Consider the following 17504-nt stretch of genomic DNA (forward strand, 5'->3'; position numbering starts at 1 on the left):
CGTGTCCAAGAAATGGGAGGCAGTTCAGGTAAGGGGTCTCGCGAAGGCAAAGGCGCTGCTTGCGTATGTGATCGAGGGATCGCGCTCTCCGAGGGAGTCGGGGCTGTGCATGTTTATGTCGCTGCCTGCGCGCTACGGCGGGTATGCATTGGGCAAGGCCGAGCTCAACAAGAAGGCTTTCATTCGCGATGGACTCAACGATGGGCGCGAGCGCAAACTGCGCGTGTTGGAGCGCACGCCCGACATTACGCTTACGGCTAAAGTCGAGGTGGGCAGGGATAAAGTAAAGGCCGGGCTGCTGCCAGAGGTGCTGACCGCGATGGTCGACTACGACAGCGATGCCATTCATGACGGCCGCGAGAAGATCCACAAGGATGCCGAGCGCCGCAACGAGTTGGAACTGCTTGAGGGAGTAGCGTATTTTACGGTGACAACCGACCAAGCAAATGACTACGACAAGCTCGTTCGGCTGTGCGAACGCATCCGACGGAAGCTGCATCGGAATAAGCGCCCCATCTTTAACAAGGCGATGAGTGCAGAGCAGCGATATTTTGCCCATGCGCGTGCCGAAACGAAGCGATTTTGGCTCTGGCAAGCCGTTATCGATGCGCATCAGTATTGGTAGGGGCGGTAACAGGGGGTTAGAATTAGCGGCCATATATCCAGATCTAATACTTTTCCCGAGAAGTGAACGAGCCAGAATGGACCCCCGAAACATCGACACTTTTAGGGGCCCGTTTCCTGCGGTTTTGCTGCTGGGGTCCTGCGGTTTTAACGTCAAAAAGTGTGGATGCTCTGGGGGTCCAAATAAGCTCGTTCACTTCTCGGGAAAAGTATTAAACCTCACTTTATAGGGGGTTATTTATATATGGCTGCGAGACCCAACCGCGCCTGATCGGGGCAATCACCGGGGCTGTTTGGGCGCTTTGGGTGCCGTGGCATCCTCTGGGCTTGGTCGCCGTAAAATAAAACAGCTCAGAGGCGAAGCCTCTGAGCTGCGAACATTTGGTGGGCGTTAGAAGATTTGAACTTCTGACCTCTTCCGTGTCAGGGAAGCGCTCTCCCCCTGAGCTAAACGCCCGATCAAGGGTGCGCGAGTGCGCAGGGAATAATATAACGGAGCTCCCATCCGGTGGCAAGAACTATTTTTTAAAAAGTGGCAACTTGCGACCCTATCGGCCCCCGATCCGGCACGAGCAGCACGTGAAAAGTCGCGTTTGTACCCCCGATGAACTGCACGTTCGCGTAAAATGTTCCCATTATGGGCAAATGGTGTCCAGGTAGTTTACGATGCGGCATCTGGGGGAGGGACATGTCGGACGCGCGCTCGCTGCGAAAACAGTTCAATCGCATGCTCGCCACGTTGCTGGTGGCGCTTGCTGCTGCCGGAGCCGTAACGTATGCTTGGTACATCTACAACGCCAACCGCCACATCACCGACGTCAAGATGGCCGCGGGCACGGGCGTGACCTTCCTTATCTCCAACGAGTACGACGGCGAATACAAAACCAACGCCGGCCTGAGCTTTACGGGTCTGCTCGATCCCGTCTCGACCGACAACGTGCTCAACGGCTTTCAAAAGGTAACGGGCTTTACCGGCGGAACCACCCAGGACTCGCTGTTTGCCAGCATGTTTGGTGCCGCAGAGCATTCCGACTACTACAAGACCTCCCTGTACCTGGCCACCAACTCTGCCGCGACCGACGTGTACCTGTCGGGCATCGACTTTACCGAGCAGGACCCGGCAAACCCCATCTCTACCGCTCTGCGGGTGGGCCTGGTTACCTATGCGCCGGGGCAGGGCGATACCGTTACGGGCCAGTACATCTTTGAGGTCTCGGGCGAGCGCAATCCCCAGGCGCGCTACAACACGCTCGACGGCAAGGATGCCGGCGAGAACGAGCAGAATCACCTGGTGCTCGACAGCACCCGCTCCGATGGAACAACGGTTCATTTTGACCAGCTGACCAGTGCAAACTTCTGTGACTACAACGAAGACACTGGCATCGTGAGCCTCAAGGAGGCTACGACCAAGATCTGCAGCCTGCCCGCCGCTGCCAAGGGCACCAACCGCAGCACGCCCGTGCGCGTGGATGTGTACGTGTGGCTGGAAGGCTGCGACCCCGACTGCACCAACAACCTGGCCGCCACCAGCTTGCAATCGCTGGCGTTGCGCTTTGCCGGTAAGCGTTCGTAAGGGGGCTGGGTATGAGTGTATCGAACATCAAAGATATCCTAAGCTCGCGCCGTCGCATGGTTGCTGCGGCCGCATGGATGTTGGTGCTGGTAGCCGCCTTGAGCGCGGCCACCTACGCCTGGTTTAGCAACTCGCGCTACACCAACGTGACGCCCGTGGCGCACACGGTAAGCGACGAGGGCGCCGACCTGCAGATTGGTCTTTCGGCCAACGGGCCCTGGGACACAACGGCAACGCTTGCCGCCGCCGACAAGACGCTCTATCCCATCTCGACGGCAGACCTTTCCCGCTTTTGGCGCGGCACGTTCCAAAACGCCGCCGGCATCACGACCGACTACGCCGACTGCACCGCGCGGCTGGACGACTACGCCCTTTCGGGCACGCTGTACCTTAAGGGCAGCGATAGCGCGCTCAACGTGTACCTGTATCAGGGCCAGATGAGCGTGACGAACGACCCGCAGCTGCTGGCCGCGCTGCGTCTGGGCCTGGTCATTACAACTCAGTCGGGCACGCAAACGCATATCTTTACCTGCGACGATCTGGGCAACACCTCGGGCGCCACCAGTAGGCGTACCACCGCGCAAGACGGCGTGGTCGTGGCGCCCGGTGTCTCGGGCTGGACCTACACCGCCGACCCCGCGCGTGCCATAAGCGCTTACAGCATGGATGGCACCGGCGACACGCCCGCGGCGCGCGCAGGCGCCACGCCCATCTGCACGCTGGCCGCCAACGAAGTGGCAAGCGTTCGCTACGTTGTGTACATGGAAGGCTGCGACGCCAACTGCATCGACGAGGCTCAGGCCCGCGATGTGGTGCTGCAGCTTGCCTTTGCTGCGGCCAAGGCGTAAGGGGGCGAAGCGACATGGAAGACAAGAAGCACATGCCAGCAGATAGCTGCAAGGCCAACGCCGAGAGCGCGACCCCCGCGGTCCCCTCCAACGCAGCCGCCGAGCGCGAACGCCTCGAGCCCGCCGCCGCCCGCCGTCACGCCCGCCGCGCGCGTGCCTACATCGCGCTCGTCATGGTGGCGCTCGCCGCCACCTTGGGCGCCGCGACCTACGCCTGGTTTACCAACAACATGAAGGTCAACACCAACTCGGTGAGCGTGCACAGCGACACGTCCAAGCTGGTGCTGGAGCAGGGCGATGCCGATCGTGGTAGCTGGTCGCAGCAGGGCGACGTTTCCTTGACTTCTAACGCGAGCGGTGCCGTGACACTCTACCCGGTCTCGACCTTTGACCTCAACGGCTTTGCCGCCTGCGCACAAAACAACTCAGCCGGCGATGCCACGGTGTTTGAACAGGCAAAAGACAACGGCTCCGCGTTCTACCATGGTTGGATCGATCTGCGTCCCACCATTACCGGAACGGGTGCCAGCAAAGTAAAGGGCAGGGTCAACTTGTATCTGGCCGAATCGCTGGTCCCGCAGGGCGCCAACGCCGAGCTGCTGCGCGCGGCCCGCGTGGGCATTAAGATCTCCAGCGGCAACCAGGTGCTCGCCACCAACATCTTTGAGCTCGACAGTTCCGACAGCGGCCATCGCGGCGAGCATCCCACGACCGCCCCGGCTGGCCTTGCCGGCTACGCCGATGGCATGCTCCTGGGCTGGCAAAACGGCCAGCTCGCTTGCGGTGCCAACGTGACGCAGGACCCGGCCGCTTATACGCTGGACACGAGCGAGACGGCCGAGCGCCCGCAAAACTCGCTCGCCACGCTGGCGCTGGGCCAGATCTATCGCCTGGACATCTATTACTACATCGAGGGAACCGACCCCGATAGCGCCGACTACCTGCATCAAGACCCGGGCACCCTGCACCTGGCGCTCTTTGCGACCCTGGACGGTGAGTAGCCATGACGCGTAAGCAACCCGCCGCCAGCTGCACGCCCGCCACCGGCAAGCCCGCCGGCGCCGCCGCGCCCGCCGAAACCGACCTGCGCCGCAAGCTCACCACCACTGTGGTGCTGGTGCTGTTTGCCCTGGTGGCAATAGCCATGGCAACCTTTGCCTGGTTTTCCATCGCCGATAGCGCCAAAACCCGCATGCTCATGATCGACGCCAACGCCGACGGTTCGCTGCGCTTTGACCTGGACGAGCATGCCACGTTCGACGAATACGTCCACAGCCTGGGCTTCGACCAGATCTCGGCGCGCATCGCCAGCGAAAAGGGCGTGGACATCGACGCGTCCAAGCTCAAGCCCGTCACCACGAGCGACTACCAGACCTTCACCTTCGAAGACGGCTCTACCGCCGACCCCGCCACCGGCGCCTACCTGGAGTTCACGCTGCACTTTATGAGCAGCACGGACTTGCGCGTTCGCCTGACCGGGCAGGACGGCGACGGCGGCGTGTCCGGCACGCGGTTTAGCTCCGACACGCAGGGCATGGCCAGCGCCATGCGCATGAGCTTTACCGCCGATGGCCACACCTGGGTCTACAACCCCAACGGAGGCGGGGGCTCGTCTGGTGCGGCCACCGTCTTTGGGCTCGACTCGGGAGCAGCGAACGCTGCCAGCGACATGTTCGACCTAATAAAAGATACGGACAAGCCGGTAACCGTTCGCATATGGCTCGAGGGAACGGACCCAAATTGCACTAATATGCTAAAGGGAGCTAACTATTCGGTTTCGATGCGCTTTGAGGGCATCGAAGAACAGTAGATATGCACGGCGGCCACCGGGCCGCGCACGACCTAGTCAGACACGGTAGTAAGGGACATCATGCAATCTGTTAAAAAAGCCGCACCCATCGCACTGAGCGTCGTCATGTGGATCATCATCCTGGTAGCGGCCCTGTACGCGTTCACCACGCTCGCCACGCGCGAGGACGGCAGCGTCTCGGACATCGCCGGCTTCACCCCGCTCGCCGTGCAGTCCGACTCCATGGCGCCCACGTTTAACAAGGGCGACCTCATCGTCATCCAAAAGTGCGACACCTCCAAGCTCGAGGTGGGCGACATCGTGACGTTCCACACCATCATCGACAACGAGTACGCGCTCAACACGCACCGCATCGCCGCGATCGACGAGGTCAACGGCATGCGCAGCTTTACCACCAAGGGCGACAACAACGACGTGGCCGATACGCACATCATCAGCGACGGAGACATCGTTGGTAAGTACCTGTTCGCGTTGCCGCAGATGGGCAAGGTCATGGACTTCCTGTCCAGCTCCATGGGCTTCCTCATCGTGATTGTCCTGCCCATGCTGCTGTTCTTTATCTACCAGGTGTATCACCTTATCGTGGTGGGCATGAACCTTAAGCGCGCTATGGCCGAGGAGGACCGCCTGGCCGCCGCGGCTGCCATCGTGGACGCCGAGGGCAAGGGTGACACCGCCACCGTTGCCGCCGATAACGCCGCCGAGCAGCTCGCCCAGGCCGAGGCCAAGCTCGAGGAAGCCCGTCGTTTAAAGGCCGAGGCCGAGGCGGCGATGAACGCGACCAAGCAGGAGGATACCGACGGTGAGTGAGTTTCTGGGATTTGCCTGGGAGCTGCTGGCAAAGGTCGTCTATAACGTCGTTGCCGTCGTGAGCTCTATCCTTAACCTGCTGGTGTTTGGCTGGGTTGAGTACTTCAACATCTTTATGACCTACTTCACCACGTTTGACCTGGTGGGCAAGATCGGTGCGGTCATTCTGTTTGCCATGCTCATCGCGGTTCCCGTGCTGATCGTGGCCATTCTGGTCCACCGCTACCGCATCAACCGCCGCCTGCATCGCGACGACACGTCCAACAAGGCGCTCTATCGCGAGATCGGCCGCCTGAACAAGCAGGTGCTCGACCTTATGGACGAGAAGAACAAGCTGCTGGCGCTCAAGGTCAATGCCATGGGCGGCACCAAGCAGATTCCGTACGTGGGTGCCTCGGCCCTGGCCGACGACCACCTGCCCACGGTGGGCAACGTGGTGGGCGCCGCTGCGGGCGCCGGTACGGCTGCTGGCGAGGGCGCTGCGGCGACGGCCGTCATGTCGGGCAACGCGTCGCTCGCGCTCGATGGCGAGGGCGTCAAGGATGCCGCGGCCGCCATGGCCAAGGCCACCGTCGAGGCCAAGACCCTTGCCGAGGAAAAAGAGATCGCCCAGGCCAACCGCTTCCCCAAGCTGTCCCTTGTGGACCTTAAGTACCGCGACTGGGAATCGCCGGCCTACGACGATGCCATCTCGCTGGAGGACTTTGTCGACAGCTTCCGCGCGTTCGCCTGCAGCCAGATGAAGCTCTACTACACGCCTGAGGTCATCCGCCGCTTTGTGGCCGGCATGGCCGCCTCCAAGCTGCTGATCCTGGAGGGCATCTCGGGTACTGGTAAGACCTCGCTGCCCTACAGCTTTAGCCGCTATCTGGATAACCCCGCGACCATCGTGTCGGTGCAGCCGAGTTTTCGCGATCGCACCGAGGTACTGGGCTACTTTAACGAGTTCTCCAAGCGCTTTAACGAGACCGAGTTCCTCCGCGCCGTGTACGAGGCGGGCCTTCGCCAGGACCCGTCCATGATCGTGCTTGACGAGATGAACCTCGCCCGCGTGGAGTACTACTTTGCCGAGATCCTGTCGGTGCTCGAGATGCCCAGCCACGACGAGTGGGTACTCGATCTGGTCCCCACCCAGTGGGCCGCCGATCCCAAGGCTCTGCACGACGGCAAGCTCACCATCCCCGACAGCCTGTGGTTCATCGGCACGGCCAACAACGACGACTCCACCTTTACCATCACGGACAAGGTGTACGACCGTGCAATCCCCATCGAGCTCAACGAGCGTGCCGACGCGTTTGAATGCGAGCCGCACGAGCGCGTGCACGTGACGGCCGACCACCTGCAGTATCTGTTCCAAAAGGCTAAGGTCGAGTACGTAATCGACGACGAGCTGCTCCAGAAGATGCACAAGCTGGACCAGTACCTGCAGACCCGCTTTAAGCTGGCCTTTGGTAACCGTATCATCAAGCAGATGTACGACTTTATCCCCGTGTACGTGGCGTGCGGCGGCACCGAGCTGGGCGGCATGGACTACATCATCGCCCGCAAGGTGCTCAAGAAGTTTGAGTCCATGAACGTGAGCTTTGTGCGCGACGAGATGAAGGGCCTGATCGAGTACATCGAGAAGACCTTTGGCGAGGGCGGCCTGCCCGATTCCGTCATGTACCTGCAGCGGATCCAGAACTTCTACTAATGGCGTAAGTGCGGGGCGGCGTGATGTCGCCCCGCCCCTTTCCGATCGATCCAATCTATGGAGTAACCCATGTCCGAGACCATTCAGGACCTCTATACCAGCTTCTCCGAGCAGATGGAGCCCATCCAGGAGGACAACCGCTACTTCCGCTATCTGTTTGAGATGGCGCAGGCCTCGGGCACCACGATCGAGCAGCAGCGCGAGGAGCTCGTCAAGGTGGTGGACGAGGAATGGATCAGCATGATCGAGGACTCGCTCGACGCCATCAACACCATTATCGAAAAGCCGCGGCGCTTTATCACCACCGAGGAAGAGGTGGTGCCGGTCTCGCTCGCCAAAAAGATCAGCGCCGACAGCGTCCGTCATCTGAGCCAGAACACGCAGTTTTTGGCGCCGAGCGACGATGGCGGCGTCCATCCCACGCGCATCCTCAACGTCAATACCGTCGAGACCTACGATCTGTACGAGAACCGCTTCATCTACCACCTGATTCAGCGCCTGCTGACGTTTGTGGACAAGCGCACCGACGTGATCTTTTGGTCGACGGGCAATGAGATCCGCAACCGCTTTAAGATGCACAGCAAGATCGACGACGCGTACGAAGAGATCGAGTATAACGTCGAGATGACGGTCAAAAACCGCCAGAGCTTTGCCGAGAACGACGCCGACAACATGGACGTCTTTATGCGCATCGACCGTGTGCGCCGTCTGGTCATGGCGCTGCGCGGCGCGTCGTTTTGCCAGATCATGAACGGGTGCAGCGCGGTCCGCAGCCCCATCCAGCGCACCAACCTCATCATGAAGGACCCCAACTACCGCAAGTGCTACCAGCTGTGGCAGTTTATGGAGCGCTACGACAAGGTGGGCTACAACATCGACGTGCAGCAGCAGTCACTGGCGTTCGATGACGAGTACATGGTGCAGATGTACACCAACCTCATTAACAACTACGCCGTCTTTAAGAGCCTGACCGACGACGAGCGCAACCTGCAGGAGCTCGAAAGCGTGCAACACGCGCCGGTGGCGCCCAAGTTTATTAAGGAGATTAAGGAGGTGCAGGTCGATAGCCCCGACCTGCCCGATGTCGAGGTCCGTCGCGTGTTTGTGGAGGAGGTCACGCAGGCCCAGCTCGATGCCGAGCAGGCGCTGGCCGAGGCCCGCGAGCAGATCGAGGAGCTGCAGGGCCAGGTGAAATCCTGGAAGGTGCAGGCGCACGCGTTGACCGACGAGCGCGACGACCTGGTCGACGAGCTGGACGAGGCCAAGACGCGCGAGCTGGCGTTGACGCAGCGCGCTCAGATGGCCGAGGCTGATGTTGAGGAGCTGCAAGGTTCGCTGGAGGATGTCGAGGCGGGCAAGAAAGCTGCCGAGGAGGCTGCTGCCGAGGTGCGCTCGACTGCGGCGGCACAGCTTGAGCAGATGCGCGTCGAGGCCGATGACGAGGTCACGGCTGCTCACGCTGATGCCGATGCAAAGGTTGCGGCCGCCGAGCAGGCGGCCTCCGAGCAGATCGCGCAGGTCAAAAGCGATGCCGCTGCGGCCCTGGCTGCCAAGACGGCTGCCGACGCTGCCGAGCTGCAGGCCGCCAAGGACGCTGCTGCGGCCGAGCTCGCCGCCGTGCGTGAGGCCTCTGCCAAGGAAGCGGCTGCACTGCATGCCAAGCTGGACGCCGCCAAGCTGCAGATCGAGGAAGTGCGGCTGGCGGCCGAGCGCGATGCCCGTGCCGCGCAGGAGGCTGCCGACGTCGCCGCGGCCGAGGCGGAGCAGGCGCTTGCCGACACCGTTGCCGCTGCCGAGGAGAAGGTTTCCGCCGCTCAGCAGGCGGCCGATGCCGCAATCGATGCCGCCCGCGCGGCCGCCGATTCTGCGGTGGAGCGGGCCGCGGTGGATGCCAGCGAGAAGGTCGCCGCTGCCGCTGCCGAGCGCGATGCCGCCGCGCGTGCCGCCGAGGAGGCTCATGCCGACGCCGACGCGCGTGCCGCCGCAGCCGAGCTCGAGGCAGGGGAGCGTATTGAGCAGGAACTCGCCGCCGCCAAGGCCGCGCACGAGCGCGAGCTCGAGGCCGCTCGCGCGGAGATGCAGCAACGCTTGGACTCGTTGGCACACGAGCTGGAGCAGTCCGAGCGCGATCGCGCCCGCGCCGAGCGCCGTGCCGAGGGCAACAGCCTGTCGCGCTATCTGCTGGCTCGCTTGCGCGGAGAGGCCGCCGAGGGCGATGTCGCCACGACCGTTGAGGGAGATGAGACCGACGTTTCGGCATCTGACGCCACTGACGTCGAGCCTTCCGCAAAGGACGCCGACAAGTGATGAAGCACGTGCTCCGCGTGATCAACGTGTTGGCGACCGTGGTGATCCTGGTCGCTTTTGTGGTGCTGCTGCGCACGGTGTTCACGCCCGCCGGCGAGATTCCCACCATCATGGGCTACGGCTTTATGCGCACGCTGACCGGCTCGATGGAGCCGGCGATTCCCGTGCATTCGTTTATCGTCGTCGATACCGACAACAGCCAGGCCTACCAGGTCGGCGACATCATCACCTTCCATTCGTCCGATGACGCGCTGGAGGGTTCGCTCAACACGCATCGCATCGTTGCCGTGGAGGATGCGGCCGACGGCACGCCGGTTTACCGCACCAAGGGCGATGCCAATCCGGTCGAGGATGCTGCGCCCGTGCCCGCCGCCGACGTGGTGGGGCGCGTGGTCTTTGTCTCGGCGGGGCTGGGCGTGGTGGTCTCGTTGCTCACCAATCCGCTGCTGTTCTTTCCGCTTATCGTGGTGCCGCTGATCGTGCTGCTGGTGCTCGAGATTCGCCATATGGTCAAGACAACGCAAGAGGTGGCACGCGCCGAGGACGAGGCCGCCTTGCGAGCCGCCGTTGAGCAGATTCGCGAAAAGCGCCGTCGCGAGCAGGAGGGCCGGGACAGCGACAAGGACCGGGACGATGGCGAGCATGCTGAGGGAAGTGCGGAAGCCGCCTCCGGCGCCCTAGACGATTCCAACCACTCGGCATAGCTTATCCGCGCCTTTCGTCCCTACAGTTTGGACGCTCGTATATGTTCTGAATCGTCCGCATTTCCATATCAATATTCGTGCTACAGTTTGAGCGCTTTGTTGCCAATTGATTTCGGGGGAGTGGAATGGAGCAGGAGCGCACGGCGCAGCACGCACGCGAAAAGGCTTCGGTACCGATGACGGCGGCGGCCGATTTTGTCGTGCCCGAGGGAACTGACGAGCTGAGCCGCAGCACCCGCCGCGCATGGCGCGACCGCCTCAACGACGCCCAGGCGCGCAAGATGGCCCTGGGTACGCTCGCCGCGTTTGTCGGCGGTACGTTTTGGGGTTTTTCCGGCACCAGCGCCAGCTACCTCTTTGACGTGTGCCATATCGAGACGTTTTGGCTGATGAGCGTGCGCCAAGTTATCGCTGGCCTGCTCTTTATGTTCGTTGTGCTCAGAAAAGACCGCGACCGCTTGATCGAGCTGTGGACTACCCCCGCCGATCGCAAGCAGCTCATTCTGTTTACGATTTTTGGTCTGCTGTTCAACCAGCTTTGCTATCTGTCAGCCGTGCGCCTGACCAACGCGGGCACCGCGACCGTCTTCCAGTGCCTGCAGCTGGTGGTCGTCATGGGGTATGCCTGCGTCACCGCGCATCGACTGCCGCGCACGCGCGAGGCGCTTGGCATTTTGCTCGCTTTGGGCGGAACGTTTTTGATCGCCACGGGCGGCGACCCCAGTACGCTCAGCATCTCGCCGATGGGTCTGCTTGCGGGCCTTTTGTGCGCCGTGGGCGGTGCCTGCATAGCAATCATCCCTGCCGGAATCCTCAACAAATACGGAAGCCCGGTCGTCACGGGCTCGGCCATGCTTTCGGCGGGAATCGTGATGAGTATCTTTACCCAGCCGTGGGCGCATATGCCGGCGCTCGGGCCCTCGGGTGTCGGTGCACTCGCGATATTTATTGTGGTGGGGTCGTTCTTCGCCTATATGTTCTACATGCAGGGCGTTAAGGAGATTGGCTCGGTGCGCGCGAGCCTCCTTGGAACCATGGAGCCGGTTTCGGCCACCATCACCAGCGCCCTTATGCTGGGAACGGTGTTTTTGCCCACCGACCTGGCGGGCTTTGCCATGATTATCGCGATGGTGTTCCTCACGGTGTAGCTGGCGCCAAGACGGAAAAGGTGCTGTGCCACATTTTCGCCAATTGATGTCCGTGTCTGGAGTTTAGCTGTCGATGCTCAAAATGCCATAAACTAGTAACGTTATGGACTTTTTCATTGCGACTCAATTGCGAGGATTTCTTTATGGCTGGTAATCACTTTAAGGGCAGCGATAGCGGCCGTCCTGCAGTTCCGCCGCGTCCGAACGGGGCTGGTAAGGCCGGCACGCCGGGCGGCGCTGGGCAGGGCGGTTCCGGTAAGCGCGTGTCCCCGGGCGAGACGGCGATGTTTACCGCTCTGTACGAGCAGTCTCAAAAGGCAAAAAAGACCGGCCGTGCAAGAGGGAATGTCTTTGCGGGCGGTGCGACCTCCACGTCGCAGCCGAGCGGGGCTCCTTCGGTACCTGCGAACAACGCAAGTGCCGCCAACGCCGCGAATGCCGCCGGCAACGTTAATGCCGGCAAGGCAGCCAACAATACCCCCTCTGCCGGTGGCGCGGGGCTTACGGGTAACCTTGGCACGATTTACACCGGCGCCTCCGAGACCGGCACGTTCGCCCGCCTGGATGATAGCGGTGCCCAGTTTGCGGGCTCGGGTTCCAAGGAAGATTATTACGATTTTGGCTTGAACTACGGTAGCGACGCTTCGTCGAGTTCGACCTCTGACGGTCTGGTCCGTCATCGCCATCGCAAGGGCGAGCGCAAAAAGCGTCACACTGGCGCCATTATTGCCGCTGTAGTCGCGGTGCTTCTCGTTGTGCTTGGCGCAAGCGGCTTTATGCTGCTTAACTCGGCAAAGACCGTAAAGAGCGAAGCGAAGGAGGCTGTCGAGATCGTCGGTGGCCTTAAGGACAAGGTCACGTCGGGCGATTTTTCGACGCTGCCTGACGACGCGAAGAAGATCGATGAGCTCTGCGACAGCATGAAGGCGGAGACCTCGAGCCCGCTGTGGACGGCGGCTTCGTTTATCCCGGTGTATGGCAGCGACATCAATGCGGCCCGCACCATGATCGACGCCCTGTCCGATGTCTCGAGCAATGCGCTGGTTCCCATGGCCGATAACCTTTCGCAGGCCACGCCCGGCAAGCTGTTTCAGGACGGCATGATTAACGTGTCCGCGCTGCAGGCGGTCGCCGATTCGCTTTCCAGCAGCTCGAAGGTGTTCAAGAGCGCCAACGAGAAGATCCAGGGCATTGGCGATACTCATATTTCCCAGGTGACCGAGCTGGTCGATAAGGCCAAGGACGGCTTTGCCACCCTCAACGGCGCGGTTGACGCGGCGGAGAAGGTCGCCCCCGTCCTTCCCCAGATGCTCGGCGCCAACGGCCAGACGCGTAACTACCTTGTGTACGCCATGAACAACGTCGAAATTCGTGCCTGCGGCGGCTTTGGCGGTTCGCAAGGTTTGATTTCGGTCACCGACGGCCAGATGTCGATTGGCGAGTTTGTTCCCCGCATTGGGCTCAGTGAGGATGAGGCAGTCGAGAGTGTCGACGAAGAGGATGAGGCGCTGTTCGGCAACCACAGTAACCTGTACAACTCGGGCAATACCTATTCGCCTGATTGGCCCCGCAACTCGCAGCGTGTCGCCGCGCTGTGGAAGTCCCAATATGGGCAGGACGTTGATGGCGTCGTCGGCATCGACCCGGTGTTCCTGCAGTATCTGCTGGGCCTGGTCGGTAACGTGTCGCTGCCCGACGGAACGGTTGTCGACGGCACCAACGCCGCAAAGGTCCTCATGCACGATGTGTACTGGAACTATCCGGTCGAGGAATCGGATGGCATCTTTGCGGCTGTTGCCAGCGCCGCCTTCGACAAGATTCTCGGTGGCATCGGTGACGTCGACGTTACAAAGCTTGTCGGTGCATTCGAGCGCGGTGCCGAAGAGGGCCGTCTGATTGCTTGGATGAGAAACGATGATGAGCAGAATGCCATCAAAGAGACGGGCATTGACGCTTCTCTGCCCGATCCGGATGATCCGAGTGCCGAGCCCGTTGCCGGCGTTTACTTTAACAACCTGAGCTTCTCCAAGCTCGACTGGTACCTGAACGCCGATACGCAGATTGGCCAGGGCGTCAAGAACGGCGACGGCACGCGCTCGTATCGCATCACCGTTACCCTGACGAACATCATGACGCAGGAGGAGGCAGGCAAACTGCCCGACTACGTCGCGGCGAGCGCGCCCGATGCCGCGCGCGACGACGAGCGTCTGAATGTCTCGTTGTTTGCCCCGACGGGCGGCAACATTACTGATCTGACCGTCGAGGGCACCCAGTTTGGTCTTGGCGCCGCTACGTGGCATGGAATCCCCTTCTATTCGGGCACCGTTGACCTGCATGCTGGCGAGACGACGACGATCACATATACGCTGACCACGTCAGCCGAGGCGGGGGACAAGCCGCTTACGCTGCGTCAGACTCCTACATGCCAGGCGGCTCGCGACAGCGCGTCGGCGTAGGGTTTTTCTGGTAGCGCAGATAATCGAGTACCATTTTGGGGCGGACAGGCAATCTGTTCGCCCCTATTTTGTAAGGAGAGCGCATGAAGTACTTTGGCACCGACGGCTTTCGCGGTGAGGCTAACGTTGGGCTGACGGTAGAGCACGCTTATAAGATTGGCCGTTTTGTGGGCTGGTATTACGGCGCCAACCGCGAGCGCAAGGCGCGTGTCATCGTGGGTAAGGACACGCGTCGCTCGAGTTATATGTTCGAGGCGGCGCTGGTGAGTGGCCTGGTCGCGAGCGGTGCGGACGCCTATATGCTGCACGTGATCCCCACGCCGGGCGTAGCGCATCAGACCGTGGAAGGCTGCTTCGATTGCGGCATCATGATCAGCGCGAGCCACAACCCGTTTTGCGATAACGGCATTAAGCTCGTCAATAGCGACGGTTTTAAGATGGACGAGGACGTACTGGAGCTCATCGAGGAGTACGTCGATGGCAAGAGCGAGGTGCCGCTGGCCACGGGCAACCACATCGGCGCCACGGTGGACTATATGCAGGGCCGCAACCGCTACATCGCTTCGCTCATCGCCAGCGCGAACTTTTCGTTGCAGGGCGTCAAGATCGGTATCGACTGCGCCAACGGCTCGGCTTCCTCGGTGGCCAAGCCGGTGTTTGACGCGCTCGGTGCCGACGTGCGCGCGATCAACGCCGCGCCCGATGGCTTTAACATCAACGTCGACTGCGGCTCCACGCATATGGAGCGCCTGCGGCGCCACGTGGTGGAGCAGGGCCTGGACGTGGGCTTTGCCTATGACGGCGATGCCGATCGCTGCTTGGCCGTTGACGAGCGCGGTCGCGTGGTAGACGGCGACCAGATCCTGTACGTGTGTGGCGTGTATCTGAACAAGCACGGTCGCCTTTCGGGCGGTACCGTGGTGCCGACGATCGCCAGCAACTTTGGTCTGGTCAAGTCGCTGGAGCTTGCCGGACTGAGCGCCGTGACCAGCGGCGTGGGCGACCGTCACGTGTATGCCAAGATGCGCGAGGGCGGCTACAGCCTGGGCGGCGAGCAGACGGGCCATACGATCTTTGGCGATATCGAGCGCACGGGCGACGGCATTATGACCTCGCTGCGCGTGATGGAAGTGATTCGTGCCGAGCGCGAGACGCTCTCGCAGCTCACGGCTCCGTGCAAGCTGCTGCCGCAGGCGCAGGTTGCCGTGCGCGTAGCGGATAAGGACGCCGCGCTCGAGAACATGGGCGTGCAGAACGCCATCGCCGAGGCCGAGACTGCGCTGGCAGGCGAGGGCCGCGTGCTCGTGCGCAAGAGCGGAACCGAGTCGGTTATCCGCGTGCTGGCCGAGGCGCCCGACCAAGCATCCGCCGATGCCGCCATGAAGCGCATCGCAAGTGCTTTGGAAGCTCTTTAGTTACGCTGTTTTACCAAACCGCGTAACTGCTCGACGCTGCAAACGGCCCCAAGCGGCAATCTGACATTCAATTTCACCCGGCACTTGGGGACGTTCCTATTGTGCCGGCATGAAAGGAACGTCCCCAAGTACCGGGTCTCTGGCTTAGATGAAAAAGGGGCGCCGCGGAACCAACCCGCGGCGCCCCCTTTGCGTTGGCGTGTCGCCTAAGCTTTACAGCTGATACAGCGTGGTGAACTTGTCCTGCAGGTAGCTGCAGTAGTAGCGGGCGTCAAAGGCCATGCCGCAGGCGCCCTTGATGAGTTCCGGCGCGTCTTTGGCGCGGCCCCACTGCCAAATGTGCTCGCCCAGCCAGGCGCGGACGGGTGTCAGATCGCCGCTCGCACAGGCGCCGTTGAGGTCGACACCGTCGCGGCACATGGCCGGCACAAACATGGCGTCGTAGGCGCTGCCCAGCGCATAGGTGGGGAAGTAGCCAAACGAACCGCCGCTCCAATGCGTATCCTGCAGGCAGCCGTGCGTGTCGTCGGGAACTGGAATGCCCAGGTACTCGTCCATAAAGCGATTCCAAAGCACGGGGATGTCCTTGGCCGTGGCTTCGCCGGCAAACAGCATACGCTCAATCTGGTAACGCACCATAATATGCAGCGGATAGGTGAGCTCGTCGGCCTCGGTGCGGATCAACGACGGCTGCGCGATGTTCACGGCGCGGTAGAGCGTGTCTTCGTCGACGTCGCCGTAGACCTCGGGCGCGTGACGACGCAGCACCTCGAGCAGCGGTCCCATAAAGGCGCGGCTGCGACCAACGGTGTTCTCAAAGAAGCGGCTCTGGCTCTCGTGGATGCCCATGGAGGTGCCGCCCTCCAAGCACGTGCGCGCATAGGCGGGATTGACGCCCAGCTCGTACATGGTGTGCCCGGCCTCGTGGATGATGCTGTAGACGTTGGAGATGCAGTCGTCCTCGTAGATGTGCGTCGCGATGCGCGCATCACCCACGGCAAAGCCCTCGCTAAACGGATGCTCGGTAAAGGCAAGCGTGGTGTCGTCCAGGTCCAGGCCGACAAGCTTCATAAGGTCGAAGCTCATGGCGCGCTGGGCAGCCTCGGGCACGTGGGCGTGCAAAAAGTCGGCAGCCGGCTGCTGGCCGCGCTCGCCGATGGCGTGCACGAGCGGCACGACCGTGGCCTTGACCTCATCGCAAAACGCATCGAAGCTCTTGGCGGAAAGGCCGCGCTCGTACTGGTCGAGCCAAACGTCGTATGGATCGCGCTTGGGGTCCATGAGCTCGGCCTGATGCTTAAGTTGGGCGACGATTCTATCCACATAGGTCTCAAAGCTCGCCCAGTCGTTGGCTGCCTTGGCCTTGTGCCACACGGCGTCCGCCTCGCAGGTGAGCCTGGTCCAGGCCTCGGCTTCTTCGGTGGGGATGGCACTGGCCTCACGTTGATCGCGGCCGAGCACACGGATCTCGTCGAGCAGCTGAGGGTCGTCGATTTTGCCGCCGGCGACGGTCTCGCGCGCCAGCGAGCGCACGAGCTCAACGGACTTCTCGCTGGTCAGCAGCTTGTGATGCTCGCCGGCAAGCGTGCCCATGGCGTCGGCACGCGCTGCTGCGCCGTTGGCAGGAGCAATCGTCGCTCCATCGAACTCGGCAATCTTGAGCAGGTACTCGCGAGTCCACAGCTTGCCTTCGAGCTTGCGGAGCTTCTTGATGCTCTTGCCCGCCTTGGCCTTCTTATCGAGTTTCTTTCCCATACCTATATCCTTGATCTCGCAGGTCGAGCGCCACGGGTGGGCGCGCGGCCAGTTTGCACAGCTACCTGCCTTGTACCCAGCACGAACAAAACGGAACGCGGCGATACGCCCACACAATGTGGTATCCTGTAGCCCAATGCGTTGACGGAGAGGGTTTTGCCCGCCGCGTCGCCGGCAAGAGAGGGAAGGTCATGGGCTGCAAGCCTTCCTGCGGTGGCAAGGGCCAAGCGTTCACTCCCGAGCAGCGACCTCAACGGGCGCGCGGCTAGCGGCGGCGAAGCCCCAGTAGGGAAGCCGTGAGCCTCGCGATAAGGGGCGCAGAGTGGGCACGGCGGGCCAGACATCCGCCGGGTCAAACAAG

12 protein-coding genes, 1 tRNA gene and 1 pseudogene are annotated in these 17504 nt (G+C 61.8%); 12 read left to right on the forward strand and 2 right to left on the reverse strand.

From position 1 onward, the window contains the following. A pseudogene (locus DW850_RS10155) lies at positions 1 to 625 on the forward strand (hypothetical protein); the annotation flags it as partial. A 381-nt stretch (positions 626 to 1006) separates the two neighbouring features. Here the strand turns inward: DW850_RS10155 and DW850_RS01825 are convergent. Beyond that, positions 1007 to 1081 (reverse strand) — tRNA-Val (locus DW850_RS01825). Positions 1082 to 1312: 231 nt separating this feature from the next. Between DW850_RS01825 and DW850_RS01830 the strand changes: the two genes are divergently transcribed. The 11 genes from DW850_RS01830 (at position 1313) to glmM (ending at position 15388) form a co-directional block, all read left to right on the forward strand. Beyond that, positions 1313 to 2197: a hypothetical protein gene (locus DW850_RS01830; protein WP_117629013.1), complete on the forward strand. Its 885-nt coding sequence runs from the start codon at positions 1313 to 1315 to the stop codon at positions 2195 to 2197. Positions 2198 to 2208: 11 nt separating this feature from the next. Continuing rightward, the gene (locus DW850_RS01835) at positions 2209 to 3045 is read left to right on the forward strand and encodes a hypothetical protein (RefSeq protein ID WP_117634343.1); all 837 of its coding nucleotides are present in this window, start codon (positions 2209 to 2211) and stop codon (positions 3043 to 3045) included. A gap of 14 nt (positions 3046 to 3059) precedes the next feature. Then, entirely contained in the window at positions 3060 to 4046 is a 987-nt protein-coding gene (locus DW850_RS01840; protein ID WP_117634341.1) for a hypothetical protein, read from the forward strand. Positions 4047 to 4048: 2 nt separating this feature from the next. Further along, entirely contained in the window at positions 4049 to 4855 is an 807-nt protein-coding gene (locus DW850_RS01845; protein ID WP_117634339.1) for a hypothetical protein, read from the forward strand. Between the two features lie 60 nt (positions 4856 to 4915). Next, positions 4916 to 5665 carry a signal peptidase I gene (locus tag DW850_RS01850; protein ID WP_117634337.1) on the forward strand — a complete coding sequence of 250 codons (750 nt, stop codon included), beginning with the start codon at positions 4916 to 4918 and terminating at the stop codon, positions 5663 to 5665. Further along, entirely contained in the window at positions 5658 to 7358 is a 1701-nt protein-coding gene (locus tag DW850_RS01855; protein ID WP_117786086.1) for a hypothetical protein, read from the forward strand. Before DW850_RS01850 ends, DW850_RS01855 begins: the two co-directional genes overlap by 8 nt. 69 nt (positions 7359 to 7427) lie before the next feature. Continuing rightward, positions 7428 to 9665, forward strand: a complete 2238-nt coding sequence (locus DW850_RS01860; protein WP_117786087.1) for a DUF2357 domain-containing protein — start codon at positions 7428 to 7430, stop codon at positions 9663 to 9665. Continuing rightward, positions 9665 to 10369: a signal peptidase I gene (locus tag DW850_RS01865; RefSeq protein ID WP_117786088.1), complete on the forward strand. Its 705-nt coding sequence runs from the start codon at positions 9665 to 9667 to the stop codon at positions 10367 to 10369. Before DW850_RS01860 ends, DW850_RS01865 begins: the two co-directional genes overlap by 1 nt. 125 nt (positions 10370 to 10494) lie before the next feature. Then, positions 10495 to 11517 (forward strand): DMT family transporter, encoded by a 1023-nt coding sequence (locus DW850_RS01870; protein WP_199575473.1) that lies wholly within the window; start codon positions 10495 to 10497, stop codon positions 11515 to 11517. 143 nt (positions 11518 to 11660) lie between these two features. Next, positions 11661 to 13973: a DUF4012 domain-containing protein gene (locus DW850_RS01875; protein WP_117786089.1), complete on the forward strand. Its 2313-nt coding sequence runs from the start codon at positions 11661 to 11663 to the stop codon at positions 13971 to 13973. 83 nt (positions 13974 to 14056) lie between these two features. Then, positions 14057 to 15388, forward strand: a complete 1332-nt coding sequence (gene glmM / locus DW850_RS01880; protein WP_117786090.1) for a phosphoglucosamine mutase — start codon at positions 14057 to 14059, stop codon at positions 15386 to 15388. Positions 15389 to 15601: 213 nt separating this feature from the next. Here glmM and DW850_RS01885 read toward each other — a convergent pair whose 3' ends face one another. Further along, positions 15602 to 17143, reverse strand: coding sequence for a carboxypeptidase M32 (locus DW850_RS01885; protein WP_117786091.1), 1542 nt, complete (start codon positions 17141 to 17143; stop codon positions 15602 to 15604). Positions 17144 to 17504 lie beyond the last annotated feature (361 nt).

The organism is Collinsella sp. AM36-4AA (assembly GCF_003467795.1).
GTDB lineage: Bacteria > Actinomycetota > Coriobacteriia > Coriobacteriales > Coriobacteriaceae > Collinsella.

Excerpts from the sequence above, each read along its gene's own strand:
- DW850_RS01860 (WP_117786087.1), top strand. The coding sequence starts at position 7,428 with ATGTCCGAGACCATTCAGGACCTCTATACCAGCTTCTCCGAGCAGATG.
- DW850_RS01875 (WP_117786089.1), top strand. The coding sequence starts at position 11,661 with ATGGCTGGTAATCACTTTAAGGGCAGCGATAGCGGCCGTCCTGCAGTT.
- DW850_RS01845 (WP_117634339.1), top strand. The coding sequence starts at position 4,049 with ATGACGCGTAAGCAACCCGCCGCCAGCTGCACGCCCGCCACCGGCAAG.
- DW850_RS01870 (WP_199575473.1), top strand. The coding sequence starts at position 10,495 with ATGGAGCAGGAGCGCACGGCGCAGCACGCACGCGAAAAGGCTTCGGTA.
- DW850_RS01865 (WP_117786088.1), top strand. The coding sequence starts at position 9,665 with ATGAAGCACGTGCTCCGCGTGATCAACGTGTTGGCGACCGTGGTGATC.
- DW850_RS01840 (WP_117634341.1), top strand. The coding sequence starts at position 3,060 with ATGGAAGACAAGAAGCACATGCCAGCAGATAGCTGCAAGGCCAACGCC.
- DW850_RS01885 (WP_117786091.1), bottom strand. The coding sequence starts at position 17,143 with ATGGGAAAGAAACTCGATAAGAAGGCCAAGGCGGGCAAGAGCATCAAG.
- DW850_RS01830 (WP_117629013.1), top strand. The coding sequence starts at position 1,313 with ATGTCGGACGCGCGCTCGCTGCGAAAACAGTTCAATCGCATGCTCGCC.
- glmM (WP_117786090.1), top strand. The coding sequence starts at position 14,057 with ATGAAGTACTTTGGCACCGACGGCTTTCGCGGTGAGGCTAACGTTGGG.
- DW850_RS01850 (WP_117634337.1), top strand. The coding sequence starts at position 4,916 with ATGCAATCTGTTAAAAAAGCCGCACCCATCGCACTGAGCGTCGTCATG.
- DW850_RS01835 (WP_117634343.1), top strand. The coding sequence starts at position 2,209 with ATGAGTGTATCGAACATCAAAGATATCCTAAGCTCGCGCCGTCGCATG.